31 protein-coding genes, 4 tRNA genes and 1 pseudogene are annotated in these 23,353 nt (G+C 65.2%); 21 read left to right on the forward strand and 15 right to left on the reverse strand.

Annotated features, from left to right (window positions below; genetic code table 11):
* Nucleotides 1-34: 34 nt before the first annotated feature.
* Genes RMCN_RS31500 through RMCN_RS14375 form a run of 3 tightly spaced genes read right to left on the reverse strand, consistent with a single transcriptional unit; the run spans nt 35 to nt 1,956 of the window.
* Nucleotides 35-454, reverse strand: coding sequence for a TIGR02611 family protein (locus tag RMCN_RS31500; protein WP_067390251.1), 420 nt, complete (start codon nt 452-454; stop codon nt 35-37).
* Nucleotides 451-1,068: a PaaI family thioesterase gene (locus RMCN_RS31505; protein WP_067390254.1), complete on the reverse strand. Its 618-nt coding sequence runs from the start codon at nt 1,066-1,068 to the stop codon at nt 451-453. Before RMCN_RS31505 ends, RMCN_RS31500 begins: the two co-directional genes overlap by 4 nt.
* Before the next feature lie 21 nt (nt 1,069-1,089).
* Entirely contained in the window at nt 1,090-1,956 is an 867-nt protein-coding gene (locus RMCN_RS14375; protein ID WP_067390257.1) for an aldo/keto reductase, read from the reverse strand.
* Between the two features lie 38 nt (nt 1,957-1,994).
* Between RMCN_RS14375 and RMCN_RS14380 the strand changes: the two genes are divergently transcribed.
* Nucleotides 1,995-2,492, forward strand: coding sequence for a DUF1990 domain-containing protein (locus RMCN_RS14380; RefSeq protein ID WP_067390260.1), 498 nt, complete (start codon nt 1,995-1,997; stop codon nt 2,490-2,492).
* A 128-nt stretch (nt 2,493-2,620) separates the two neighbouring features.
* A complete protein-coding gene (locus RMCN_RS14385; protein WP_067390264.1) occupies nt 2,621-3,322 on the forward strand; it encodes a GAF and ANTAR domain-containing protein in 702 nt (233 codons plus the stop codon).
* A 12-nt stretch (nt 3,323-3,334) separates the two neighbouring features.
* Here RMCN_RS14385 and RMCN_RS14390 read toward each other — a convergent pair whose 3' ends face one another.
* Together RMCN_RS14390 and RMCN_RS14395 are read right to left on the reverse strand one after the other, a co-directional pair.
* On the reverse strand, nt 3,335-4,201 hold the full coding sequence (locus RMCN_RS14390; RefSeq protein ID WP_067390267.1) for a L,D-transpeptidase: 867 nt from the start codon (nt 4,199-4,201) through the stop codon (nt 3,335-3,337).
* A 228-nt stretch (nt 4,202-4,429) separates the two neighbouring features.
* The gene (locus RMCN_RS14395) at nt 4,430-4,921 is read right to left on the reverse strand and encodes a hypothetical protein (RefSeq protein ID WP_082680637.1); all 492 of its coding nucleotides are present in this window, start codon (nt 4,919-4,921) and stop codon (nt 4,430-4,432) included.
* Nucleotides 4,922-5,271: 350 nt separating this feature from the next.
* On the opposite strand from RMCN_RS14395, the gene RMCN_RS14400 reads away from it, so the two are divergent.
* Together RMCN_RS14400 and RMCN_RS14405 are read left to right on the forward strand one after the other, a co-directional pair.
* Nucleotides 5,272-5,673 (forward strand): phage holin family protein, encoded by a 402-nt coding sequence (locus RMCN_RS14400; RefSeq protein WP_174523680.1) that lies wholly within the window; start codon nt 5,272-5,274, stop codon nt 5,671-5,673.
* A complete protein-coding gene (locus RMCN_RS14405) occupies nt 5,670-5,966 on the forward strand; it encodes a DUF3618 domain-containing protein (RefSeq protein WP_064402310.1) in 297 nt (98 codons plus the stop codon). The genes RMCN_RS14400 and RMCN_RS14405 overlap by 4 nt, the downstream gene beginning before the upstream one ends.
* A gap of 8 nt (nt 5,967-5,974) precedes the next feature.
* Here RMCN_RS14405 and RMCN_RS14410 read toward each other — a convergent pair whose 3' ends face one another.
* The 3 genes from RMCN_RS14410 to RMCN_RS31055 all read right to left on the reverse strand — a co-directional run bounded on the left by RMCN_RS14410 (nt 5,975) and on the right by RMCN_RS31055 (nt 6,908).
* Nucleotides 5,975-6,382: a pyridoxamine 5'-phosphate oxidase family protein gene (locus RMCN_RS14410; protein ID WP_067390269.1), complete on the reverse strand. Its 408-nt coding sequence runs from the start codon at nt 6,380-6,382 to the stop codon at nt 5,975-5,977.
* An 84-nt stretch (nt 6,383-6,466) separates the two neighbouring features.
* Nucleotides 6,467-6,538, reverse strand: a tRNA-Val gene (locus tag RMCN_RS14415).
* 133 nt (nt 6,539-6,671) lie between these two features.
* Nucleotides 6,672-6,908 (reverse strand): hypothetical protein, encoded by a 237-nt coding sequence (locus RMCN_RS31055; protein ID WP_165604439.1) that lies wholly within the window; start codon nt 6,906-6,908, stop codon nt 6,672-6,674.
* Here RMCN_RS31055 and RMCN_RS14420 point away from each other — a divergent pair.
* From RMCN_RS14420 to RMCN_RS14440, 5 genes are all read left to right on the forward strand, one after another.
* Nucleotides 6,907-7,203, forward strand: coding sequence for a DUF6636 domain-containing protein (locus RMCN_RS14420; RefSeq protein ID WP_234787662.1), 297 nt, complete (start codon nt 6,907-6,909; stop codon nt 7,201-7,203). The genes RMCN_RS31055 and RMCN_RS14420 overlap by 2 nt on opposite strands.
* Before the next feature lie 105 nt (nt 7,204-7,308).
* Nucleotides 7,309-7,381, forward strand: a tRNA-Gly gene (locus RMCN_RS14425).
* Between the two features lie 27 nt (nt 7,382-7,408).
* Nucleotides 7,409-7,479, forward strand: a tRNA-Cys gene (locus RMCN_RS14430).
* A 13-nt stretch (nt 7,480-7,492) separates the two neighbouring features.
* Nucleotides 7,493-7,567, forward strand: a tRNA-Val gene (locus RMCN_RS14435).
* A 131-nt stretch (nt 7,568-7,698) separates the two neighbouring features.
* Entirely contained in the window at nt 7,699-8,835 is a 1,137-nt protein-coding gene (locus tag RMCN_RS14440; RefSeq protein ID WP_067390272.1) for a hypothetical protein, read from the forward strand.
* Between the two features lie 45 nt (nt 8,836-8,880).
* On the opposite strand, the gene RMCN_RS14445 is transcribed toward RMCN_RS14440, so the two are convergent.
* A complete protein-coding gene (locus RMCN_RS14445) occupies nt 8,881-9,381 on the reverse strand; it encodes a hypothetical protein (protein ID WP_067390275.1) in 501 nt (166 codons plus the stop codon).
* A 157-nt stretch (nt 9,382-9,538) separates the two neighbouring features.
* On the opposite strand from RMCN_RS14445, the gene RMCN_RS14450 reads away from it, so the two are divergent.
* The 4 genes from RMCN_RS14450 to tcmP all read left to right on the forward strand — a co-directional run bounded on the left by RMCN_RS14450 (nt 9,539) and on the right by tcmP (nt 13,102).
* Nucleotides 9,539-10,099 (forward strand): hypothetical protein, encoded by a 561-nt coding sequence (locus RMCN_RS14450; protein ID WP_067390279.1) that lies wholly within the window; start codon nt 9,539-9,541, stop codon nt 10,097-10,099.
* A gap of 241 nt (nt 10,100-10,340) precedes the next feature.
* The gene (locus RMCN_RS31060; protein ID WP_165604442.1) at nt 10,341-10,505 is read left to right on the forward strand and encodes a hypothetical protein; all 165 of its coding nucleotides are present in this window, start codon (nt 10,341-10,343) and stop codon (nt 10,503-10,505) included.
* 391 nt (nt 10,506-10,896) lie between these two features.
* Nucleotides 10,897-11,028, forward strand: coding sequence for a hypothetical protein (locus RMCN_RS31850; RefSeq protein WP_263987647.1), 132 nt, complete (start codon nt 10,897-10,899; stop codon nt 11,026-11,028).
* Between the two features lie 904 nt (nt 11,029-11,932).
* A complete protein-coding gene (tcmP, locus tag RMCN_RS14455) occupies nt 11,933-13,102 on the forward strand; it encodes a three-Cys-motif partner protein TcmP (RefSeq protein WP_067390282.1) in 1,170 nt (389 codons plus the stop codon).
* Here the strand turns inward: tcmP and RMCN_RS14460 are convergent.
* The 4 genes from RMCN_RS14460 to RMCN_RS14475 all read right to left on the reverse strand — a co-directional run bounded on the left by RMCN_RS14460 (nt 13,063) and on the right by RMCN_RS14475 (nt 16,891).
* Nucleotides 13,063-13,809: a DUF5131 family protein gene (locus tag RMCN_RS14460; protein ID WP_067390285.1), complete on the reverse strand. Its 747-nt coding sequence runs from the start codon at nt 13,807-13,809 to the stop codon at nt 13,063-13,065. The genes tcmP and RMCN_RS14460 overlap by 40 nt on opposite strands.
* A gap of 161 nt (nt 13,810-13,970) precedes the next feature.
* A complete protein-coding gene (locus tag RMCN_RS14465; protein ID WP_067390288.1) occupies nt 13,971-14,180 on the reverse strand; it encodes a ribosome modulation factor in 210 nt (69 codons plus the stop codon).
* Nucleotides 14,181-15,766: 1,586 nt separating this feature from the next.
* Nucleotides 15,767-16,429: a hypothetical protein gene (locus tag RMCN_RS14470; RefSeq protein ID WP_067390291.1), complete on the reverse strand. Its 663-nt coding sequence runs from the start codon at nt 16,427-16,429 to the stop codon at nt 15,767-15,769.
* A 153-nt stretch (nt 16,430-16,582) separates the two neighbouring features.
* Nucleotides 16,583-16,891, reverse strand: a complete 309-nt coding sequence (locus tag RMCN_RS14475) for a hypothetical protein (RefSeq protein WP_067390294.1) — start codon at nt 16,889-16,891, stop codon at nt 16,583-16,585.
* Between the two features lie 218 nt (nt 16,892-17,109).
* Between RMCN_RS14475 and RMCN_RS14480 the strand changes: the two genes are divergently transcribed.
* Nucleotides 17,110-17,535 carry a hypothetical protein gene (locus RMCN_RS14480; protein ID WP_064415826.1) on the forward strand — a complete coding sequence of 142 codons (426 nt, stop codon included), beginning with the start codon at nt 17,110-17,112 and terminating at the stop codon, nt 17,533-17,535.
* 17 nt (nt 17,536-17,552) lie between these two features.
* On the opposite strand, the gene RMCN_RS14485 is transcribed toward RMCN_RS14480, so the two are convergent.
* Nucleotides 17,553-17,906: a helix-turn-helix transcriptional regulator gene (locus RMCN_RS14485; RefSeq protein WP_064415827.1), complete on the reverse strand. Its 354-nt coding sequence runs from the start codon at nt 17,904-17,906 to the stop codon at nt 17,553-17,555.
* Between the two features lie 76 nt (nt 17,907-17,982).
* On the opposite strand from RMCN_RS14485, the pseudogene RMCN_RS14490 reads away from it, so the two are divergent.
* The 6 genes and pseudogenes from RMCN_RS14490 (at nt 17,983) to RMCN_RS14515 (ending at nt 21,445) form a co-directional block, all read left to right on the forward strand.
* Nucleotides 17,983-18,494: pseudogene (locus RMCN_RS14490) on the forward strand (SRPBCC family protein).
* Nucleotides 18,495-18,504: 10 nt separating this feature from the next.
* On the forward strand, nt 18,505-19,230 hold the full coding sequence (locus RMCN_RS14495; protein ID WP_067390299.1) for a Clp protease N-terminal domain-containing protein: 726 nt from the start codon (nt 18,505-18,507) through the stop codon (nt 19,228-19,230).
* A 35-nt stretch (nt 19,231-19,265) separates the two neighbouring features.
* On the forward strand, nt 19,266-19,748 hold the full coding sequence (locus tag RMCN_RS14500) for an RNA polymerase sigma factor (RefSeq protein ID WP_234787663.1): 483 nt from the start codon (nt 19,266-19,268) through the stop codon (nt 19,746-19,748).
* The gene (locus RMCN_RS14505; RefSeq protein ID WP_067390305.1) at nt 19,745-20,338 is read left to right on the forward strand and encodes a methylated-DNA--[protein]-cysteine S-methyltransferase; all 594 of its coding nucleotides are present in this window, start codon (nt 19,745-19,747) and stop codon (nt 20,336-20,338) included. Before RMCN_RS14500 ends, RMCN_RS14505 begins: the two co-directional genes overlap by 4 nt.
* A gap of 78 nt (nt 20,339-20,416) precedes the next feature.
* Entirely contained in the window at nt 20,417-20,908 is a 492-nt protein-coding gene (locus RMCN_RS14510) for a hypothetical protein (protein ID WP_067390308.1), read from the forward strand.
* A gap of 6 nt (nt 20,909-20,914) precedes the next feature.
* On the forward strand, nt 20,915-21,445 hold the full coding sequence (locus RMCN_RS14515; RefSeq protein ID WP_067390311.1) for a GNAT family N-acetyltransferase: 531 nt from the start codon (nt 20,915-20,917) through the stop codon (nt 21,443-21,445).
* 68 nt (nt 21,446-21,513) lie between these two features.
* On the opposite strand, the gene zapE is transcribed toward RMCN_RS14515, so the two are convergent.
* On the reverse strand, nt 21,514-22,533 hold the full coding sequence (gene zapE / locus RMCN_RS14520) for a cell division protein ZapE (protein WP_067390315.1): 1,020 nt from the start codon (nt 22,531-22,533) through the stop codon (nt 21,514-21,516).
* 34 nt (nt 22,534-22,567) lie between these two features.
* Here zapE and RMCN_RS14525 point away from each other — a divergent pair, with 34 nt between their 5' ends.
* Nucleotides 22,568-23,350, forward strand: coding sequence for a pyrimidine reductase family protein (locus RMCN_RS14525; protein WP_067391142.1), 783 nt, complete (start codon nt 22,568-22,570; stop codon nt 23,348-23,350).
* Nucleotides 23,351-23,353 lie beyond the last annotated feature (3 nt).

Raw genomic sequence — 23,353 nt, forward strand, 5'->3', positions numbered from 1 at the left:
CCATGCTATCGGTGCCCACCTGCGGTCGGCGTCGTCAGGACCCGATGCCGAGAGGGCTCTGAAGCAGCTTGTGCTCCAGGCCGACGAGGTCGCCGAAGAAGTGGACCGCGCCCAACAGCCACAGGGTCACGAACACCACCAGGGCGGTGAACAGCCCGCCGAGGATCTGCACCACGCTGTGTTGACGGTGAAACCACTCCATCGCCTTGTCGTAGCGCTCCTTGGCGTAGGCCAGCAGCCGTTGCGCCCATGCGAACTCCGTGGCCAGGATGCCCAGGCCGACGAAGACGATCGCCCAGCCCGGGCCCGGGTACGGGATGGCCAGGATGCCCAGCCCCAGCACCACGGCGCCGACGACACCGACCCCGATGCGGTAGGCGAAGTTGATCGTGCGTCGTTGCCGGACCCCGTCGCGCCACCGCCCGAGGCGCCGTTTGACCTCGGCGGCGTTCACGGCTGGCCCGGTTTGAGTTTGACGAACAAGGCGTGTGCCTCGGCCAGTACGGTCTCGCCGTCGAGCAGTCGCCCGGAGACGAAGATCTTGCGTCCCTCCATCCGGTCGATCCGCGCCTCGACCTGGAACGGCTTCTCGACGTGGGCGATCTGCCGGTAGTCGACGTGCAGGAAGGCCGTGCGCTGGGCCCTGCTGCCGCTGAGCTTGAACGCGGTGAAACCCAGAAGCGCGTCGAACAGCTGCGCGACACTGCCGCCGTGCGCCGCGCCGTTGCGGCCGAGGTGGAAGCGGCGGAACTCGGCGGTGCCCTTGATGCGCTGATCGTCGGTGATCTCCACGTCGAGCGGGATCGACAGAATGTTGCCGCGGTTGGGCAGGTCCAGCCGCCGGCCCGACGGTGAGGACCATTCGTCGGCGTAGTAGGGGGCGAGCAGCTGTGACACCTTCTCGATCTGGTCGGCGGCTTCGCTGATCACGTCGTCGGGGGCATCGGCGGCGCGGGCATGATCCTGCAAGGTGCGGACCGCTTCGATGAATCGCCCGTAGTCGGGTCCGCCGCTGTCGGTGGCGACGGGCGGGTTGAAGCCACCACCGGGCGGCCGCTCAGAGCTCACTCGTCCACCGTATTGCCTCGCTCAGTCGCCGGCGGCTCCGGCTTTGCTCAATGTCTCGAACTCGTCGTCGGTCAGCTCGATTTCGGCGGCGGCCACGTTCTCCTCCAAGTGGGCCACCTTGGAGGTGCCGGGGATCGGCAGCATCACCGGCGAACGCTTGAGCAGCCATGCCAGCGCCAGCTGTGAGGGCGTGGCGTGATGGTCGGCGGCGATGCGGTGCAGTGGCCCGTCGGGCGCGGCCAACGGGCCGGACGCCAGCGGGAACCACGGGATGAACCCGATGTCTTGGGCTTCGCAGGCGTCGAGCACCGGTTCGGCGGAGCGGACGCTGAGGTTGTACATGTTCTGCACGGTCACGATCGGGGCCACTTTCTGCGCGGCCTCGAGTTGTTCGACGGTGACCTCGGACAGGCCGATGTGGCGGATCTTGCCCTCCCGCTGCAGCTCGAGCAGTTCGCCGACCTGGTCCTCGGCGGGGAACTTGGTGTCGATGCGGTGCAGCTGGAACAGGTCGATGGTGTCGACGCCGAGGCGGCGCAGGCTCATCTCGCACTCCTGACGCAGGTACTCCGGGTAGCCGAGCACCGGCCACACATCGGGCCCGGTGCGCAGTAACCCGGCCTTGGTCGCGACGACGACACCGTCGTAGGGGTGCAGCGCCTCGCGGATCAGCTCCTCGGAGACGTAGGGGCCGTAGGAGTTGGCGGTGTCGATGAAGTTGACCCCGAGGTCGACGGCGCGACGCAGGACCCGCAGGCATTCGTCGCGGTCCTGGGGAGGACCCCAGACTCCCTTGCCGGTCAAGCGCATTGCGCCGAAGCCGAGCCGGTTGACCGTCAGGTCGCCGATGGAGAAGGTGCCGGATGCCTGTGCGACAGGGGTGGTCATGTCACCGACCGTACGCCGACGATGGCAAGGTAGCGCGGGTGAGGCTCAGCGATCTCGCCGCGCTACCGCTGACGTATCCCGAGGTGGGCGCCACCGCCGGCGAGCTGCCGGCCGGCTACCGACACGTGCACAAGACGGCCGTCATCGGTCGTGGTCGCGACCGCTTCGAGCAAGCCGCGGCGACCGGCATGCGGTGGGGAATGCTGCGCGGTGCGGGGGTGCGAGTCGCGGCGACGACGGAGGTCGCCGAGGTCGGCTCGGAGGTCCTCGTGCACCTGGGCCCGATCGCGGCGCCGTGTCGCGTGGTCTACGTCGTCGACGAACATCATGCGCGTGGGTTCGCCTACGGCACCCTGCCCGGTCACGCGGAGTCGGGCGAGGAACTGTTCCTGGTCCGCCACGACCCGGCTTCTGACGAGGTGTCGACCGTGGTCACGGCGTTCTCTCGGCATGCCACCTGGTGGAGTCGCCTCGGGGCACCGGTGACGTCGTTGGTTCAGCGAGTGGTCACCGACCGGTATCTACGGGCGTTATAGCGCGCGGATTTGCGGCGCAGGCGAGAATGAATTGTCGACGATTTTTGCGTCGCCGATAATTACGATCGTCAGCACCGTCCACGGTGGCCTTGGGCGCGTAGTCTGAAACGACCTGTGAAGGACCTCGAATGGTGATTGCGAAGGAACCCGACGAACGCGAGGACACGCATCTGCGCCTCGCAGAGTTGGTGCGGGAGCTCTACAGCCGACCCGACGCGGACACCGTGATCGCGGAGTTGGCCGAACACGCGGCCGTGGAGATTCCTGGAGCCCAGTACGCCGGCATCACCATCACCCGCAAGTCGAACAGCGTCGAGACCCCAGCGGCAACGCACATGTACCCCATGCTGCTGGACAAGATCCAGCAGCGACACCAGGAGGGTCCGTGTTTGACCGCGGCGTGGGACAAGAAGGTCGTCTACGTCGCCGATCTGCAAACCGACGACCGGTTCCCGCGCTATCGCCAAGACGCGTTGGCGGAGACGCCGATTCGCTCGATCATGGCGTTTCAGTTGTTCATCGAGGACGAGACGATGGGCGCGCTCAACGTCTATTCGGAGGAACCCGACGCCTTCGGTGACCAAGCCCGGAGCCTGGGGTTGGTCTTCGCCGCGCATTCCTCGGTGGCCTGGAATGCCGCTCGCCGCGACGAGCAATTCAAGCGCGCCCTGGCCAGCCGGGACACCATCGGACAGGCCAAGGGCATGGTGATGGAACGCTACGGCGTCGACGCGGTGCAGGCATTCGACCTGTTGCGCAAGCTTTCTCAGGATTCCAACGTGCCGCTGATCAAGATTGCGAAGGAGATCGTCGACCAGCCGCGCCCCTGAGCGCGCACCGCGTCAACGAGAGATCACTCGCGGAACCTCGGGGTTCGCCGGCTCGACCCGCGGCCGGGGCACTTCGATGTTGTTCTCCTGCACCAGAACCGGGTCTCCGACCTTGACGTGCTCGAAGTACCATTCGGCATCTTCGGGACTGAGGCTGATGCACCCGTGGCTGACGTTCTCGTGCCCCAGTGAGTTGATCGCCCACGGTGCCGAATGCACGAAAATGCCGCGCCTGGTGAGCCGGACCGCCCATTCCACGTCGAGCAGGTAACCGTCGTCGGCGGTCACCGGGATGCCCACGCTGCTCGAATCCATTTTCACGTCGCGTTCTTTGGCCAACACGGGGAACGTTCCCACGGGCGTCGGATACTCAGGCCGGCCCATGGACGCCGGGAAGACCCCGGGCTCACCGAAGAAGGGGCGGTGGTGCGGCGAAGGGAGTTTGTCGGGTGGGACGCCGTCGATGGTGACCGTGAAGGTGTGATCGGCGATATTGGCAACGCCGATCACCGCGGCACCGGTCGCGATATTCGTCTTGAAGCCTCCGACAGACAACGCGATAGTGCTGTGGGCGGGCCAGAACTCGTCGGGGGACCAATAGACGGTCTTGGCGTCGAGCCAGTCGAACGTGCCCGTCATCGGTGGCGTCGAGGAGATATCGAGCAGCCGCTCGGCCGCATCCCTGTCGACGACGGATTGCTTGAACGTCACCACTACGGGGTGCGCGATCCCGACGACCTGACCCTCGGCAGGCAAGATGGAGGCAATGGAGCTTCTCACCGCCTGACTAGCGGCCGCCGCACCTTCTCCGGCCGGCCCCACCACCACACTGGTGGCGATGACGACAGCAGCAAGAACACACCGAAGTACAGCACGCAATCTTGGTGCCTCCCTTGAAATTACAACGATGTCAATAATGGTAGGTCAGCCGGAGCGCTTTACGACCAAGAGCGCGCAAGCAATTCGATTAAGGCTCCGTCACGGTTCGGCCACGACGTCCGTCTTATCCGGTTCTAGCTCAAATACCCTGTCAGCCAATGAATTTGGCCCGGCAGCGAGACCTGCTCGCCGCCGGGCCAAACCGGAGGGACTATCCTCGGTGGGCCGTCAGGTCACCGGTCCTGGCGGAGTGGGCTGACCCGGCACGGGCGCTCCGGGCGCCGGCGGACGGGATGGGTCTCCCTTACCCTTTCCGGCCAGTCCACCCATCTCCGTGAGCGGAGCGCCGACCACCGCGGGAGCGCCGCCCACGATCGGAGCTCCGGCCACCGGCGGCACCAGCGGCGGGGGCACAAGCGGTGGCACCAGGGGCGGCGGCACCAGAGGCGGCACCAGTGGCGGCGGCACGACGGGTGGCACCAGAGGCGGCGCGACAGGCGGCGGGCCGGGAAGTGCCATCGGCACGCCGGCCATGTCCGTCAGCGGAGCACAAACAGGTGCCCCCGGCGCTCCGGCAGGGGCTTGCCCGGTCGCCGATTCGACGCACTCATATCCCCCGGCCAAGGCGCTCGGACTCAGTGCGATGGCCACTCCGATGGCCGCACCGATCAGTCCAGCCCCCACAGCTGCCGCGATGTTGACTCCTTTAAAGGTCGTCATCGACGTTGATCCCTCCACTCACGCTCACACTTTCGTTCAACCGAGGCAGCAGACCTTGCATGCCGTACCGAGGTCGCGTCCATACGACCGCGTTAATATCAGCAGGCAGTCGCCGCAGACACGCCACGCCGCACCGCGCCGTTTCCAAACGGTGACCGGTTCGGCATGGTAGAGCCGCATTGGACGGCGGCGGCGGCTTCAATCCCGTTCTCACCTGCGGTTCTGCTGGGTATCACCGGCGCGTACAGATCACGATCGCGAGATGCATTCAAGGGGATCTCGGGGTTTCGGCCCTATTGACCACGGGCATCACTGTCGCGACAGGTCAGGACAACAGAGGTTGGTATGTGATGACGGTGGAATCGAGACCTAGCGCCGACGCGTCGGTCGGCGAGTTGATGAGCCAGTTGTCGACGCAGACGTCGCGGTTGATCCGCGACGAAATGCGGTTGGCGCAGAAGGAATTTCAGGAGTCGGCCAAGCACGCCGGGATCGGCGCGGGCTTGTTCAGCGTGGCGGGGCTGCTGGCCTTCTTCGGCGCGGCGACGTTGATCGCCGCGGGTGTGGCGGCGTTGTCTCTGGTGCTGCCGGTGTGGGCCGCGGCGCTGATCGTTGCGGCGGTGCTGTTCGCGATCGCGGGAATTGCGGCACTGCTGGGACGTAAAGAGGCGCAAGAGGTCACCCCGGCGGCGCCGAAAACCGTCGAGACGGTGAAAGCCGACATCCAGGAATTGAAGGACGCACGGTCATGACCGCACCGACTCCACGCCCCGAGCCAGGACCAGATGCCGGCGTCGACGACATTCAGGCCGATATCGAGCAGACCCGCCACGAACTGGGCGAGACGGTTGAGGCGCTGCAGGCCAAGTTGGATGTGAAGACGCGCGCGAAGGAGAAGGTCGACGAGACCAAGGAGCGCGTCGCCGAGAAGGCGGACACGCTGCGGCATACGGCCACCGACAACCCGAAGCAGACGGTGCCGGTCGCGGCGATCGTCGCGATCCTCGCGGTGGTCGGGATCATTGTGTGGCGGCGCAGGCGCTAGAGCGTCCGTTACGACCCGAAGCGGAAGCGACGGCCGGTGACACGTCGCGGAAGCACGCGGATGTAATGGTCCTTGATGTGCGCGGTCCACGGCAGTAGTTGCGCGCTTTTCGCTTCCTCGAGGTCGTCATCGTCGTGAACGGTGCGTGCGACGCCCCGAACGATCACGCTCCAACCTTCGGCGACGTTGTGGTCGTCGGCTTCGAAGAGCACGTCGCGGTTGACCGCCGTGCTGACCAACTTGGTGCCCTGCGCCGTGCGAAACAGCAGCGTCTTGCGCTGGACGACGAAGTTCACCGGAAAAATCTCGGGAATCCCGTCAGCGCTGGTGACTAGTCGCCCCAAGGACACGCTGCCCAACAGGCTCCAGCATTCGCTTTCGGGAAGGATCTCGCCGGGCGGCTTCTCTTCAGACATGACGGCCTGCGTATCGCGAAGTGATCACCAAAGACATGAAGGTGAGTCTAGGGAGGCGGGACGCGGCGCGTCGTAGTGAAGGGGTGGTCCCGGCTGGGTTCGAACCAGCGACCTTCCGCGTGTGAGGCGGACGCTCTCCCACTGAGCTACGAGACCGGAGAGTCGACCGAATGGCCGAACGACGTCGAAGACTAGCACGATAGGGGGTCGCGCCCCGAATCTGCCCGACGGGATCCACCCAGCTGACTTCCTTGTTTCCAGGTGGTCGCTGCGGCATGCCGGGCTAGGGTCACGCGATGGCCGATGTGCGCGGTTGGATCTGGTTGATCACCTGCGGTGCGGTGCTCGCGGCAGTCGCTGGCTGCAGCGAGTCACCGCCGGCCGAAGTGGCGCCGGCGCCGAGCCCGAACCAAACCAAGGCGGTGGCCAAACCTGGGGCTCCGTCGTCGACGCCGGCCGCTTCGCCGGCGCGCGAGGTGACCGAGCTGACGGGCTTCATCTCGCCCTCGGGGAACGTGGGCTGCATGATCGACAGCGACTTCGTCCGCTGCGACATCATCGACCGGCAGTGGTCTCCCCCGCCGCGGCCCGCCGACTGCGAGTTCGACTACGGCCAGGGCATCTCACTGGCGCGTGGTGAGGGCCCGGAGTTCGTCTGCGCGGGCGACACGGCGTTCGGCGCCGACGAGGAACTCGCCTACGGCGACGCGATCCGGGCGGGCGCGCTGCGATGCGAGAGTGCCGAGGCGGGGGTCACATGCCGCGACGACGGCTCAGAGCGGGGATTCTTCGTCTCACGCGAGTCGTACCAGCTGTTTTGAGATGTGAACGGGCAGAGACGCACCGGCGAACGTCGGGATTTGTGCAGCTACACTTTGGTGGACTATCGTCGTCCTTCGCGACGGGCGACGAGTCGTTCGTGGCGCGCGGATGTAGCGCAGTTGGTAGCGCATCACCTTGCCAAGGTGAGGGTCGCGGGTTCGAATCCCGTCATCCGCTCGAAGGTGCAGTGGCATCAACCCCAGCGGTGGAGTGGCCGAGTGGTGAGGCAACGGCCTGCAAAGCCGTGCACACGGGTTCGATTCCCGTCTCCACCTCTACGAAGGTTCGGCGCGATTAGCTCAGCGGGAGAGCGCTTCCCTGACACGGAAGAGGTCACTGGTTCAATCCCAGTATCGCGCACCATAAGTGCCGCAGTTCAGGCCCGGTTTTTGCCGGGCCTGAGTGGTTTCCAAGAACTGAACGTGAACTGACTGAATAGCGCGTCCCAGGGATTTCGTTCGCCGTCGAATCAGCACCGCCGATACCGTTCCCCCGTGACCGGCAACACCGCAGACCCGATACAGGACCTGCTCGACCAAGCGAACCTCATGTTTGGAGTGGCCGACCGGGCTGTGCGGGCGTGGCGGCTCGGTGAATGGGCACTTCTCCATCGAGTGCGCGCGGACAACAGCAGCCACGGCCCCGATCCCGCGCGATTCGTCCCCGATAAGGGCAGCAGCCTCGCACTCGATGACTGGGGATTCGCGCCGGACATCGCCGCGACGATGCTGCCTTTGGCCGATCCTGACCAGCGGCAGAACCTTGTCAGCACCAACGCTCGGTTCCCCGCGATGAGCGCAGCCGAGAACCTCGTCGGCGCGGTCCAAGTACACGGCGCGGCACTCACGGAGAGGCGGACGAGCAACGTCTCAATCGGCACCCTGTGCCGCAGCGCCATCGAGAACGCCGCCAAGACCGTCTGGCTTCTCTGCGACCCCGAGCGGTCGGTACGGCGCGCGCGGTGCCTGGGATACACCGCCCGCGAACGGTCGTATCAGAAGGGCTACATCGAGACTGAGGAGCAGATTTATGCCGCGCGGGGCGACACGTCGAGCCCGCAGTATCAGGCGTTCCAGGACACCAAACAGCGGTATGAGACCCGCCACCAGCTCATCTTGGCGCTACCCGAAGCTGAGGTGATCAGGCCACCACGCAAGTTCGAGAAGATTGTTGAGGCAGCCGCGAAGTGGATCGAGGACAACCCCCCGCCTCACGTCACTGAGGCGAACGGACTTGAGCACGGCATGACCCTCGGTGCGCAACGCTTCTACGCCTTCGGGTCGAGCTTCGTGCACGGCTACAAGTGGATGAGCGACTACGTAACCGGGCAACGGGACATCATCGCTCAAATATCCGATGGACTCGCAGCCGCCGTCATCATGACCGAATGTGCGGTTGCCTTGTACGAGGCGCAGTCAACACACCCAGCTCGGACGGCGCTGAGGCAGCGCAACTATCCGCACTGGCTTGAGCCAACGGTGGAGGCTTGGAGACCCCGCTACCACGAGAACGTCTCCGCCTTCACAGAGCCAATGGCGATAGGAACGGCCACCGACGAAGAACAGGCGGCGGAGCCAACGCCCGATGAACCCCCAGACGCCCATGCACCTGGAGGTGACGCTGCGCCGTAGCTGTTGTCGAGCAATCAACGAGCGACGAGTAATGCGCCCGACAGGTCACGTACGTCCATTCGACGCATAGAGTGCCCGGTCCACCGCGCGCAGACTGCGCCCGCACCGCTCGCTGATCGCCTTGCACACCGCCAGATACTCGATGTACGGCGGGTACTTGTTCGGGGTCGGGTTGGCCATCTCGCCCATGTGCACCAACGAGGCAACAGCCCGAATGTCGATAACCGTGTGCATGTCTGGTCGCCAAACCATCAGCAGCGATGACGCCATCGGCACCTCGACGCCGTTGAGCAAGGTCAGGATGCGGTGCTGGATCGACAGCGGCGCAGACAGAGCTGTCGCGGTGATGTCGTGGATCATCTCGTCGGTGTTCGACGCCATCCGCGACTTCGCGCGCTGACTTTTCCAACGCCCGACCGTGATGAAGTCCGCACGGTCGTAGTAGCCACGTTCACGCACCCGCGCCCCGACCTCATTGAGCACCTCGTCGTCGGCCGGCTCGTTGTAGCGGTCTGCCCAGTGGTCAATCCAACTCGCGTCAATCATGGGCGCAGTCAATCACCGCCGAAGAGTTCGCCAGGGCACTTATACGGCATGTCAGCGCAGATCGTTTGTAGTCCACCTGGGCGACTGCCTACGTGCTTGAGGCGACGGTGAGCATGACGCCGCCACCCGGCGAACCCGGCCCGATACCTTGGTCGGCATGTTCGACCCGGCTGAATGGGGCACTGTCGCGGACTGGACCGGTGCGCTGCTCACCGGCCTGTCTGTATTCACTGCTGTCGCCTATTACGTGTTCGACCGCGAACGACAGCGACGCGCCCAAGCCGGTTCGGTACTGGTCTGGCTGCACCCCTATGAACATGGCCCGCCCGAACTGAAAATGAAGAATCTGTCGGACAAGCCGATCTTTGATCACGGCTTCTTGATCACTTCCCGACCCAAGCGGCGGATCACCAAGGCCGCGCGTGATGGATGGAAGCAGGACCCGATGTTCGCGTGGCCTACGAACGACGAGTTCACTTTCAACGACAAGCACACGTTGCTCGACTTCCACGATGGGAGCGAGCTCTACTTGAGCCCCAACAAGCAGGCGGAGTACCACCCGCAGCTGGAGTTCAACTCAGCGGTTTACGACTTCTACGCCTACTTCAGAGACGTGTCCGGTCAATATTGGGTAGTCGACGCTCGCACCCAGCGGCCCGTAGGCCGATGGAAACGGCGAGGTCTCCAAATCGGCCCCGCAGGGTTGGACGCTTCGTAACTCCACGACCGTGCATCCACCCACCTTCAGTGCGCGGGACCGTAGTCGACGCCGTACATCGCCTCGCGCACCCGGTCATCCGGCGTCGTCTGGAGCTAGCCGAGCTGCTTATCGTCAACTCCTCGACGTTTGCTAGAGTCTGTCATCGCCCGAAGGGTCTGGGCGGTCGGGGGAGGTCTATCTGATGAGTAGATGTTGTTCGTGGCGCCGTTTGGTTGCACTTGGCGCTGTTGGTGTAGCCGTGTCCGTGGCTAGCACCGGGATAGCCCGCGCCGACTACATCGACTTCGGGACGAACCAGGCGGCGTGCAAGGCTGCGGCTAGGCAGGCGAACGCCTCCGGTTACGGCTACTCGTACTGCTACGAGACCGGGCCGGGACACTACTCGCTGTACCTCGCGGACTAGCTAGCCCATCCTGGTGTTCTGCGCTCCCAAGGTTCTCGGAGAGGGAAGAACATTGGTGAAGAAGATTGCGACCGCTGTCCTGGCAACACTGGCCGTGGCGGGATGTGCCGGAACGGATTCCCACCCGCTCGCCTCGACGGTGACGGTTACGGCACCGGCTACCGTGACCGTGACCGTCACGGAGTCCGCAGCCCCAGCGCTAGGAGGGTCGACACCATCGGCCTCGACGGAACCGGCGACGCCGGTGGCGTTCCAGTACGGTCCTAACGGTGCCTATGCGGTCGGTGAGGCGCGGGGAGGGCTGACCCAAGTGATAGCGCCAGGTCGATACCGCGTAGAGGGCGTAAACGGCTCGGGCTTCCTCAAACAATGCGCCAGTGTGATCTGCGACATGACCGGGACCGAACACGTTGTCGAGACCACGATCACCCAATCGGGCGTGCCGACGATTCTCGACATCCCCGGAAGCGCGAGTGTCGTGGCGGTCTATCTGTTCGACACCACCGCGACCCCGCTGGAGTAATTCGCGGGATCGACGGTCACCGCCTCACGCCGGCCGCCTCAAGCTGTCGCCCTCTGGCGTTTTCGCGCTTCGTCGCAGGTCCGAAACATTCACTGGGACAACAAAATCCCAGACCCGTCCTTCGCGTACGAAAACCCCACTACGGCAACAGGTTTCATACGACGAAAATATCGTATGATCAGGCAAAATGGGTAACCCGTGCATTCTGCCAGCGACCCCGTCCCGGTCGGCGTCTCGAAGGGGGTTAGCGGGAGCCTCCCCCAGGGCGATATCTGCGCAGCTCGATTCGCCATCCACGGCGAGCCGGGCAAGCGCAGCGAACGCCAGCGAGCGACCGATAGCACAGCCCTAAGCCTGTTTTCGCCTATGTCTTTGTCCTGCAACAGGTTTCATGCTGACCGAGTGACGCCGTGTCCCAACACACTCGGCGTTTGCTGTGCATGAATAGCGTTGAGACGCTGCTGGCCTGGGGCGGTGTGTCCAGGTCACGGGAGGATGCCGGGGTGGCGTTCCTTCTCCCACAGGACGCGGGCGCCTAGGCTGGCTCGGGCTGCGGAGTCGCGGGCACTGACGCGGCGAGCACACCCCGACGAGTTGGGTTGCCCGCTAACGAACTCGACGTCGCTTCCCTCGTCCGCGTCAGGGGTGACGTGGTGTACCTCGGCGCTCGTGCCGACGCAGATGCCGGGGATGTTCAGCCAGCACGTTGGTAGCGGCGTAGGACGCGGCGGCGAAGTTTCTCGAGCAAACCCACGGCACGGACGAGCAATCTGCACGACGTAGTGACGTCGCTGCGCCGCTTTGACGCGCTCGCGTCCTACAGTCGTCTGCGTGGGCAGTGCTTGATCGCCCAAAGCGTACAGCGCGACGGACGGCCGCTAACCGGACGGTCAAGGGGGACAGAATGGCGACGGGAGCCAACGCGAACTACTGGAAGGACGCGCGCCTGCCCGGAGTTCTAAAACACAGCCTCCTAAAGCGCTACCTCCCCGTCTTCCTGATCCGGACCTCTTCGATCGCGGGCCGCGCGGCTTATTTCGACGGCTTCGCTGGTCGCGGACTCTATGAAAACGGAAAGCTGGGATCGGCTGGGCAGATGCTGGACTTCGCTGTCGGTCAGCAATACGGGAGGATGAAGGTGCCGCTCTCGCTGTTCATGTGCGAGCGAGATACCGAGTCGTTCGAGGTGCTCGACCAGTTGTGCGACAACTACCGAGCCAAGAATATCGACGTGCGCACTCGCCGCGACGACGCCACCGCTTACCTCCGCGACAGCCTGCCGGAGTTCAGTGCGATGCCTGCGTTTCTGTTCCTGGACCCCTGCGGCGTCGGCATACCCTTCGAAGACTTGGTTACTGCACTAAATCGTGGTGGCGAAAAAGCCTGGCCGCCAACAGAAGTCATGATCAATTTCAGTCTTGAGGCATTACGTCGAATAGGGGGCATCGTCACCTCGGCGAAGCCGATCGAAGCAACTATGAAAACCCTCGACACCAGCCTTGGAGGCGATTGGTGGCGGCCCTACTTCCAGGACATGCCCCCTGCCAAGGCTGTCGACGCCGTGGTCGACGAGTTCGGTCGCAGGCTCGAAGAAGCCACAGGAATGACGCTGATTGCGATTCCGGTTCATCGCGCCCCAACACACAAGCCGATCTACTACCTCATATTCGGCACGCGTCACCCCGCCGGCATCTGGAACTTCGCACACTGCGCCGCCAAGGCCACTGAGGACTGGTGGGCGGAAGTCCGAGCGAAGCAGGAGCAGGTCGAGGGCCCGTCGCTGTTCGATGTGACGCCACAAATTAGCGACGTCGAAGCAGATGCAGTGCCGATCATCGCAGCGCAGATTGAATATCTGACGCGGATCCACGGTGAGATTCGCCTCGGCGACTTCCCCGGAGAAGTATTCGGCCCATTCCTGGGCCGCGTGCGCGAATCTACTGCCCGCGCAGCGGTAAAACACCTGTATAAGGGCGGTCGCACGCCCAGCACCGGGGTCGGAGGCAAACCGGAAGACTTGAAGGTGGCGCCGGTTCAGGACGCCACGGAGGAGGGCATTTCGTCCCACAGTTGACCGTCGAGTTCGCGTCCTTCGGCCTTCGGCGTGCGACCGCCCCACTGCTTGAAGAAGAACGCGACACCGGCGTCCTGGCACACATCCCGGATGCCGCGCACCCACTCACTATCGACCGGGCGGTGGTTCGCGCCAGACTCGCCGCCGGCGATGACCCAGTGGATGCCGTCGAGGTTCAGGCCGTCGAGCGGCCCGATCAGCGGCTCACACGACAGAAAGCGAATGGCGGCGGGCACATCGCGCAGATGGTCGACCCGCGGCAGCGCGTCCGCGTTCTCGACGGACACACCCATCCACAGGTTGGCCGGCCAGTCGAGACTGTCGCCGAGCCGACGCAGTCGGAAGCTGCGCTTGGTCAGCACCTGGTACGTGTGCTGAGGCGTATCGCGGCAGACGTCGAACACGTCGCGGATGAAGCCGACCGGCACGCGGGCGTGGAACAGGTCGGACATTGAGTTCACGAAGACGACGCGCGGCTGGCGCCAGCGGCGCGGCTCGTCGAGTGCCTGCGGATGGACTGTCACACCGAAGCCCGGTCCGGATGTGCGCGGGTCACCGTCGTTCTGGTACTTCTCGGATCCCATTGCCTTCAACCGTTTTGCCAACGTCATGGCGTAGCAGTGGTCGCAGCCGGCGGAAACACGATCACAGCCCGTGACAGGGTTCCAGGTGGCTTCAGTCCATTCGATCGCCGATCGGTCAGCCATGCGCCCACCCTCACAAGTCCGTTGCGCTCACCCTAGGTCACTGCGATTGGTCATCACGTCAGGACCGCCAACCGTGTTGTTGCAGATCGCCGCAAAGCTATTCGATCGCACAAGGTATCGGCCGGGTCCGACACTCGACGGCGAGCGCGACGCCGCAACCGTCATTTCGGCAGGTGTTCCGCTGCGACACGCGCGGCGCGGTATCGCGCCATCGCCGGCCCAGTCTCAATGCGGACGCGCAACATCCGCATGTAACCGCGCATCCACAGTTGCGCGCGCCCCAACGACTGGCCTGAGTACGGGCTGCGGTCGCCGGGATCGGCGACCGAGCCCGAGTAGAGCGCGAACACGTACTCGGCGCGCTTCGACATCCGGTAAGCGTGCAGCCGCGCGGGCGCGGAGCCACGGGTCCCGCGCCGGTGATGGATCGGGGAACTCGTCGGGGGCTGGGCCGCGGCACCCGGTCAAATTCTCGAGGGCTGGGCCGCGGCACCCGGCGAGCTCGTCTCAGGCTGGGCCGAAGCGGCATCACGCTATGCTGCCCAGCTCCGAACGTCCCGCGTGCAACCGCTGCCAGATCCCGGATTCGGAGTCGTCACGATCCGGCTGATGGCATATCCGAATCGGCTCAAATGCAGACCGGCGCTACACCATCCGTCACGCAGACGCAGCTTGACGTAGTGAATGGGACCAGCGTCAGCACCAGGACTATCGCGAGTTTTTTCATCAATACAGTCAGCCCTCCGTAGAAGTCTTCGTCAGGATTGCCTCAGCACCAGGGGTCGCTGGCGCGCTGGGCCGTAGCCAGGTCGTCGAATGCCGATGTACGCCAGCGCATTCCGACGCCCGCCATCATTGCAGAGGAGCCGCCGCCCCGGTGACCTGGTGCGGCGCGGGGCGTGAGGCCATTACCGACCATGGCGAACCACGCCGTGCGGCGCGCTGCTGCGACGGCACTGCCTCAAGCCGGCGACGCATTCCCCAATCGCAGCCGATGTGGCGCGCGACGTCGGCCGCGGAAAGACGCCCAATTCAGCGTCTGCCGAAGCTACCGACCCGATACCGTTCATGATTCATCGAGCTACGGACGCTCGGATTCACGCCGAACCGGAGCCCTGCTCATCGACGGCGCGGTCAGCACCGATGCCATCGCATCATGCGCGAGGGCATCGGCGACCGAAATGCCTTCTCGGAAAACGCAACCGGCTAGGCCGACGCCCAGGCCGGCGGGCCGTGGCTTATCCGACGCCGATGGCGACTAGCGAGAAAATCGGCGTGCATCCCGTCGCCGTCAATGCAACAAGGCCGAGTGCGGAGACAACGCTGATCTTCCGGAGGAACCCCGACATTCCATACTCCAATCGTGTCGTGTTATCCCCCCTCGCTCGGATGCTACACAGAAATTGACGTCGTCGGCAGTTCAAACTGCACCGGTCTACTCTTTTGCTGAATCTGCATTTACTCGTGTGGTTTCGCTGGTGCTGTCCGGGCATATGATTAGTCCATCAAGGCAAGTGGCGGGCACTCGCGCTGCTGGCTAAAGGTACGCGTCCATACTGAAAGCGGGTCATCTCAAAGTTCCTGCGGAGGCAATATGCTTGTGCAGCAATAGCATTGACGTACACGCTCGAGGCCGAAAGACCATGATCCGACGAGGCGGCTAGCAAGCGCCGAAATCAATAGTTGACACTTTGTCCGTCGAGTGTCAACCCTCCTTAGGGCTTCCCTGGCAAGTTCGCCGGACCTCCACCGGGTGGATCCAAAATTTGCGAAAACTACACGTTCACGTACGAAACTTGCGCAACAGCTGTCACAAAGCGGAACAAAAACTTGGTTACGCCGCCGCGAGACATCGGACAGGCGCCATTGCGCGAGACCCCGCCTCAACCCCTTGCGTCGGCCGACCCTCGCGCCATCCCCCGCCTGACGTCGCGTCATGCGTACCTCGATCGCGGCGCTAATCCGTCTCTACGCCGTAGCCACCACGGAGATCCTTATGGGCGGCCTTCAAGAGTTGCTTGCAGAGCTCCACCAGCGCCTCGACGTCAAGTTCCGACTCATCGCCGAGTCTCTTGAGCCACGAGCCCTCTTCTTCTTTGAGCTCATCCCACTTGCGCTCCGCAAAGATCGCTTGTTCGTCGGTCGGCGCGAGGTCGCCTGCGGTTTGGATGAGGCGCCTCTTGCATGCATCCAGTTGTGCCAGCGAGTAGCCGTGCTCACGGAACTGACGGTCCCATTCGTCGAGCATCAACTCCGTGAGGTCGCGAACCGGCTCCGCGGCATAGATCATCAACTCAGCTATTCCGTCATCCATACCCAGCCGCACACGGAACTCATACAGCTGCCGGATCGCCTCGGCCCGCCGTTGGCTGAGGCTTTGTTCGGCTTCAGCGAGATGCTCGGCCCCGCGCTTGAGGTGCAGAGTCGCTGAGATGAGGCGCTTCAACGCCGCCTTCTTGTCCTCGCCAGCCCGCTTCTCGTAGTCCAGGACCAGAGCGTGATCCCGTTCCTCTCTCTTGGTTCTCGCGTCGATGCGCTTGGTCCAGATCGCCACGGCCGCAGTCGATGTGACAGAAGCGAACGGCACCAGCGTGCTCGTCACCGTGGTCGCCCAACTCATCGGATCGAGCGTCGTCGTCGGACCTGCACAGAGGCGCCGCAGGTGTGCACGTCGCAGTGGTGATTTCCCACGCCGGTCAGTCTGCCTGATCTGGCCTGAGCACAGGAAAGGTTTCGACCTATCGCTGCTATCCGAACGCCGGCTCAGCGCGTACTACACCATGGCGGCGACGAACGACAGCAGCGCGAGTATCAGGATGATGAGCCCAACCAGGACGCAGAAGGCGCCGGTCGCGGTCAACTTCTCGGGCCGCTGTGCGTCGTCGTCCAGCATGTCTTTGACTGACGTCTTCATCCGCGCGAACAGCTCTCTCCACGAGATGCGCCCCAGACCCTCTCGAGTGGCCGCCGGCTCGCGACCAGGCTCGTCTGGGACCGTGCCGACGCCGTTGCCGTAGAGCACGGCACCGAACACGATGAAAACAGCCGCCGATATCAGTAGCACCACCGCGATTGCAATCAATTGCCGCGTTCCTCACCGAATCGAAAATCGTAGGGTCGAACGTCTCGTGACGCGCAGTCACGTGCCGTCGGTTACAAGTGAGGCTTCCCGGTGATCGCGAAGTTGAATCGCGACCACCTTCGGCCTTCTGCCGTCCGGTGGCGGGAAAAGGCACGGCGGCCGTGTCGCACCTACTACGCTTTGCGAAGACCGACCGGTCCTGACATCGAGGGTGGGACATGATTCGCCAACTGCTCGCCGCCGCCGCGATCGCCGGCGCTGCCATCTGCGCGGCGCCGTTTGCCTCCGCTGATGACACCGACTACCCCGACACCCCGGGCCGCTACGCCTCCGACGTACCGGGCATGAACTACGACGCCCACCTCACCGGGCCGTGCTTCAACCTCGAGCGGTTCACGTTTGGACGCGGCCCCGGCGGCGAAGTCCTGCAGTGCCGCTGGATCGAGAACCAGTGGCCACCCATCCCGACCAATCAGGGTTTCTGGCAAGCCTCGTACGAGCTGTTCGGCGTTCAGGACGTCGGCGCGCCCTGCCCCAAGCCTCAAGCCGCCGCCCAGTCTCCCGACGGCCGCCCGATGCTGTGCCTCGGCGCGCGCGGATGGCAGCCCGGCTTCTTCACTCGCGAAGGCTTCTTCCCGAGATAGACCACCGGGAGAGATTGTCAGGCCCGCAACGTCTCGCTCGGCGGGGTGCCGTAGGTGCGCTTGTACACACCGCTGAATCGGCCTGCGTGGGTGAAGCCCCACCGCCCCGCGATCGCCATCACGGTGTCGCTGCGCGGGTCGGCTGTTTGCAGTTCGCGGTGGGCTCGATCGAGTCGCACGCCCCGGAGATACTCCAGCGGCGTGGTGCCCAGATGCCGGCGAAACGCGTACTGCACCGAGCGCGGCGTCACATTGACGGCAGTGGCAATATCTCTGAGTGTTATTTCCCTGTGGGCATTCTCGTTGATGAACGAAATCGCGCGCCGCAGCAAGGCGGACTGAACACGAGCCGGGTCCACATGGTTGTGCATAGCAACTGGCGAATACCCCGACCACAATGACCGAAACTGCTTCCGACACCTTTCACACCCGGGGCATGATTTGCTGATGACTGATCGCATCGAAGTCCAGCGGACCATCGCCGCACCCCCAGCCGACATCTTCGCCGTGCTGACCGACCCCAGGGTCACGTCGCGATCGACGCGTCAGGGATGTTGCAGGACGCCGAGGGGGAACCGGTTCGCGCCGCCGGAGATAGCTTCGTCGTGCATATGGACCGCGAAGCGCTCAACGACTTCCCCATGGGCAAGTACGACGTCACCGTCTCGATCCGCGAGTTCGAGCGGGACAGTCTGATCTCGTGGACGATCCTGGGCCGGATCCGCCCGCAGATCGGGCACGTGTACGGCTATCGCCTCGAACCGACCGCCGACGGCACACTGGTGACGTCGTTCTACGACTGGTCGAACATCGACCAGCACTGGCGCGACGCGGGTATCTTCCCCGTCGTCTCCGAGAGCGCGCTGCGCGCGACGCTGGGCATCCTCGACCGCACGGTACGGCGTGGATATCCGCGCGAGCGTCAACCACCAGTTGACGGGCCTGGTTCGTCAACCTAGGGTTGACGCTATGACGCAGCCCGCCAAGGTCACCAATCCGGTCCGGCTCGACGACCTCATCGACGTCATCAAGACCGTGCACTCCGAACCCCTCGACCAGCTCACCGACGCGGTGCTGGCTGCGGAGTCACTCGGCGAGATCGCCGACCACCTGATCGGCCACTTCGTCGATCAAGCCCGCCGCTCGGGGGCATCGTGGACCGACATCGGCAAGTGCATGGGCGTCACCAAGCAGGCCGCGCAGAAGCGCTTCGTCCCGAAGACACCCACCGACGCCGAGCTCATGGACCCCAATGCCGGCTTCAGCCGGTTCACCCCCCGCGCCCGCAATGTCGTCGTCGAGGCCCAGAACCTCGCGCACGCGGCCGGCAATCCCGAGATCGGATCCGATCACCTGCTGCTCGCGCTGTTCAAGGATCCCGACGGCCTGGCCGCCAAGCTGCTCGCCGGGCAAGGTGTCGACTCGGATGCGGTGTCGAAGGTGGTGTCCCTGCCGCCGCGGGTGGAGGGGGAGCTTCCCACGCTGATCCCGTTCAACACCGCCGCCAAGAAGGTGCTCGAGCTGACGTTTCGTCAGGCACTTCGCCTGGGGCACAACTACGTCGGGACCGAGCACATCCTGCTGGCGCTGTGGGAGGCCGAGGCCGACGACGGCCCCCTGCACCGTGCGGGCGTCGACAAGGACCGCTTCGAAACCGAACTCCTCGACGCGCTGCGGGCGTTTTCCCAAGACTGATCTCACACCTCTCGGCTTTTCGACGTCTTCATGATGTGAGGGTGCGACCGTTCGAAGAGGTGGTGGCCGAGCACGGCGCGACCGTGCTGCGGGTTTGCCGCGCGGTCGTCGGTCCCGTCGACGCCGAGGACGCGTGGTCGGAGACGTTCCTGTCCGCACTGCGCGCCTATCCGCAGTTGCCGGGCGACGCCAATGTCGAGGCGTGGCTCGTCACGATCGCGCACCGGCGCGCCCTCGACATCGGCCGGGCGCGCTCCCGAAGGCCCACGCCCACCCCCTCGATGCCGGACCGGCCGTCACCCCGGGCAGACCCCGCGTCACGTGACCCCGATCTGTGGGACACCCTGGCGCGACTACCCGCCAAGCAGCGCCAGGCCGTCGCCTACCACCACATCGCGGGCCTGCCGTTCACCGAGATCGCCAAGCTGCTCGGCAACTCCCCCGACGCTGCCCGCCGCGCCGCGGCCGACGGCATCAAGACCCTGCGCAAGCTCTACCGTGAGGACCAAAGCCGATGATCGCCAAGCTGTTTGATGAACTGCCCGCCGACAGCGAAACTCTGGCCCGGTTGCACCGACGACTGGAACACACCGCCGACGAGCAGGGTGTGCTCGACATCGCTTACCGCATGATCGACAGCCCCGTCGGCCCGCTCCTTCTGGCCGCTACGCCGGTCGGACTGGTCCGCGTCGCGTTCGACGTCGAGGGCCACGACGCGGTGCTCGCCCGGCTGGCGGAGGTCGTCAGTCCGCGCATCCTCGAAGCTCCCGCCCGACTGGACACCGTCGCACGCCAACTCGAGGAGTACTTCGCCAAGCAACGCACCGCGTTCGACCTGCCTGTCGACCTACGGCTGACCGCGGGTTTCCGCCGCAGCGTGATCGAACACCTCCGCGACATCGGCTATGGACAGCGCGCGAGCTACGCGAACGTCGCCGCCGCCGTCGGCAACCCCCGCGCGGTGCGCGCGGTGGGCAGCGCGTGCGCCCACAATCCCCTGCCCGTGGTGATTCCCTGCCATCGCGTTGTGCGCTCGGACGGCTCGCCCGGACAGTACGTCGGCGGCCCGCACGCGAAGTCGACGCTGCTCAGCCTCGAGGCCGCCTGAGGGAACTCGCCCTGGAGCTGTGGACATCCTGACCTGGAAGCGTCTGTAACAGGTTTCAGTTTGTGCAATCATTCGGGGATGCGTCGCTGGATCGTGCTCCTCGTGGTCGCCATGGCGACTGCCGCCGGGATTGTCGCTGCGCCCGCGTCGGCGGTCACCGCCCCGATCGGCAGGCTCGGCGACACGTTGCAGGTGAAGTTCAAGGGTTTGGTCGCCGACATCACCGTGCACAGCATCGATCCGTCGCCGATCCCACCCGGCTTCGGCTATGCCCCGCGCCCCCCGCGTCAGCAGGTTTGGCGGGCTTGGGTGACCGTGCATTCCGTCCAGGTGCCCACCCCGTACGCGCAGTCGATCACCTACAGCTTCCGCGGTGTGACGCCGACGGGCGACAGCTACGAACCGCGAAACACCGACGCTCCCGACGCGCTGCAGGCGCAGCTGACCAACGCCCCCGCCGGCTCCACGGTCAGCGGTGCGGTGTTCTGGGACTGCTACCGCGACCTGGTGTCCAACGTGGTGCTGCTCGACAAGATCACCGGCGAGCATCTGGCGCAGTGGAACGTGTAGTCGCCGTTGGGCATTGAGGTCACCGCGGCTGTCGAAGCCGACCTGCCTGAACTCGCCGACGTCGCCGCCCGCACGTTTCCGCTTGCCTGTCCCCCGGCGGTGACGCCCGACAACGTCGCGGCGTTCATCGCAGAGAACCTGTCGGAATCGCGCTTCCGCGACTACCTCGTCGACCCCGACCGCGTGGTGCTCGTCGCGCGGACCGGTCCGTCAATCACCGGCTACGCCATGTTGATTCGCGGTGTGCCCGATGATTCCGACGTTCAGCGCGCGGTCGAGCCGCGGCCGGCGGTCGAGGTGTCGAAGATCTATGTGCTGCCCGAGCACCACGGCGGCGGTGTGGCCACGGCGTTGATGCAGGCGGGGCTAGAGGAGGCCGAGGGGCTGGGCGCCGCGGTGGTGTGGCTGGGCGTCAACCAGCAGAACCAGCGCGCGCAGCGGTTCTACGCCAAGCACGGCTTCGCGGTCAGCGGCACCAAGACCTTCCGGTTGGGCGCGGCCGTCGAGAACGACTACGTGATGGTGCGGACGCTGTAGCGGGGGCCGAGTGTGGGCTCGACGCACGTGTCGGCCGTCGACAGCGTGCGGGTAACCCACGTTCGCGATCAAAGGGGGGGCCGCGACAGCGCGAGCAACCGGGACGTCGCGCGCAGGTACTTCTTGCGGAACCCGCCGGCCAGCATCTCGTCGCTGAACAGCGTGTCGAGCTTGGCGCCAGACGCCACGACCGGGATCCCCGCGTCGTATAGCCGGTCGGTCAACGACACCAGCCGCAGCGCCACATTCTGGTCGTCGACCGTGTGCACTCCGGTGAGGTAGACCGCCGCGACACCTTCGATCAACGTCAGGTAGCGCGAGGGGTGCATGGTGGCCAGATGCGCGCACAGCGCGTCGAAGTCGTCGAGCGTCGCGCCGGGTGACCGCGCGGCGCGCTCGCGGACCTCGGTGTCCCTCAGCGGCTCGGGCGCGGGCGGCAGGTCACGGTGGCGGTAGTCCGGCCCGTCGATGCGAACTGTTTCGAAAATCGCTGCCAGAGTGTGGATCTCACGCAAGAAGTCCTGCGCTGCGAACCGGCCCTCCCCCAGTTGTTCGGGCAGTGTGTTCGACGTGGCGGCCACCGACACCCCGCGCTCGACAAGCTGCGAAAGCAACCGAGAGATCAGCGTCGTATTGCCCGGGTCGTCGAGCTCGAACTCGTCGATGCACACCACCACGTAGTCGGCCAGCAATTCGATGCACTCGACGAACCCGAAAACGCTTGCCAATTGGGTCAGTTCGCCGAAGGTGGCGAACGCCTTGGGTTCCGGCAGCCGGTAGTACGACGAGGCCAGCAGGTGTGTCTTGCCGACGCCGAAGCCCCCGTCGAGATACAGGCCGACACCGGGCAGCACCTCGCGGCGACCGAACAGCTTCTTCTTACCCGCGCGACGCTGCTGCGCCTGATCGCAGAACCGCAAACACTTGTCCACGGCCGCGGCCTGCGAGGGTTCGGCGGGATCGGGGATGTAGGTGTCGAAGCTGACGTCGGAGAACGTGGGTGGCGGCACAAGTTGGGCGATCAGCCGGTCCGGTGTGACGTCGGGGTGGCGGTCGACCAGATGCTGCACCGCGCCGGACCCGTCCATGCACGCACCCTATCGACGTGCTGCAATCATCTTCATGTCCGATACCGCCGCTGCGGCGCACTTCACAGTGCTCGGGCCCGACGGCACCCGGATCGACGGCACCGACGGGCGGCTGGCCGACTTCTACGCCTACCCCGCCGACCTGGGAAGGTGCTGGGTGCGCGGCAACATGATCGCCAGCATCGACGGCGGAGCGACGGCCGGCGGGAAGACCGCGACGCTCGGAGGGGCCGGCGATCGCAGCGTCTTCGAGCAGATGCGCTACGCCGCCGACGTGATTCTCGTCGGCGCCGAAACCGTGCGCACCGAGAACTACTCCGGCGCGCAGGTGCCCGTCCCGCAGCGCGGCGCCCGGCAAGCGCGCGGCCAGGCGGAGGTGCCGCCGATCGCCGTCGTCACCCGATCCGGCGAGCTCGACCCTGACGCCCGGTTCTTCGCCCGCACCGACGTGCCGCCGCTGATCCTGACCTGCACCGCCGCCTGCGACGCCACCCGCAAACGACTCGGCGGGGTGGCTGAGGTGATCGACGCGTCGGGACCTCGACCCGACGAGGTCGATGCGGCGACCGCGTTGCAGGCGCTGGCCGAACGCAAGCTGTTGCGGGTGCTCACCGAGGGCGGCCCGCTGATCCTGAGCCTTCTGATCGAGAACGATCTACTCGACGAGCTGTGTCTGACGGTGGCTCCGTTCCTGGTCGGCGGCAAGGCGCCGCGCATCGCGACCGGTCCCGGCGAGGTGCTGACGCGGATGCGCCCGGCGCATGTCCTGACCGACGACGACGGCTATCTCTACACCCGCTACGTGCGGCTCGGCTGAGCC

This window comes from Mycolicibacterium novocastrense (assembly GCF_001570485.1).
Lineage (GTDB): Bacteria > Actinomycetota > Actinomycetes > Mycobacteriales > Mycobacteriaceae > Mycobacterium > Mycobacterium novocastrense.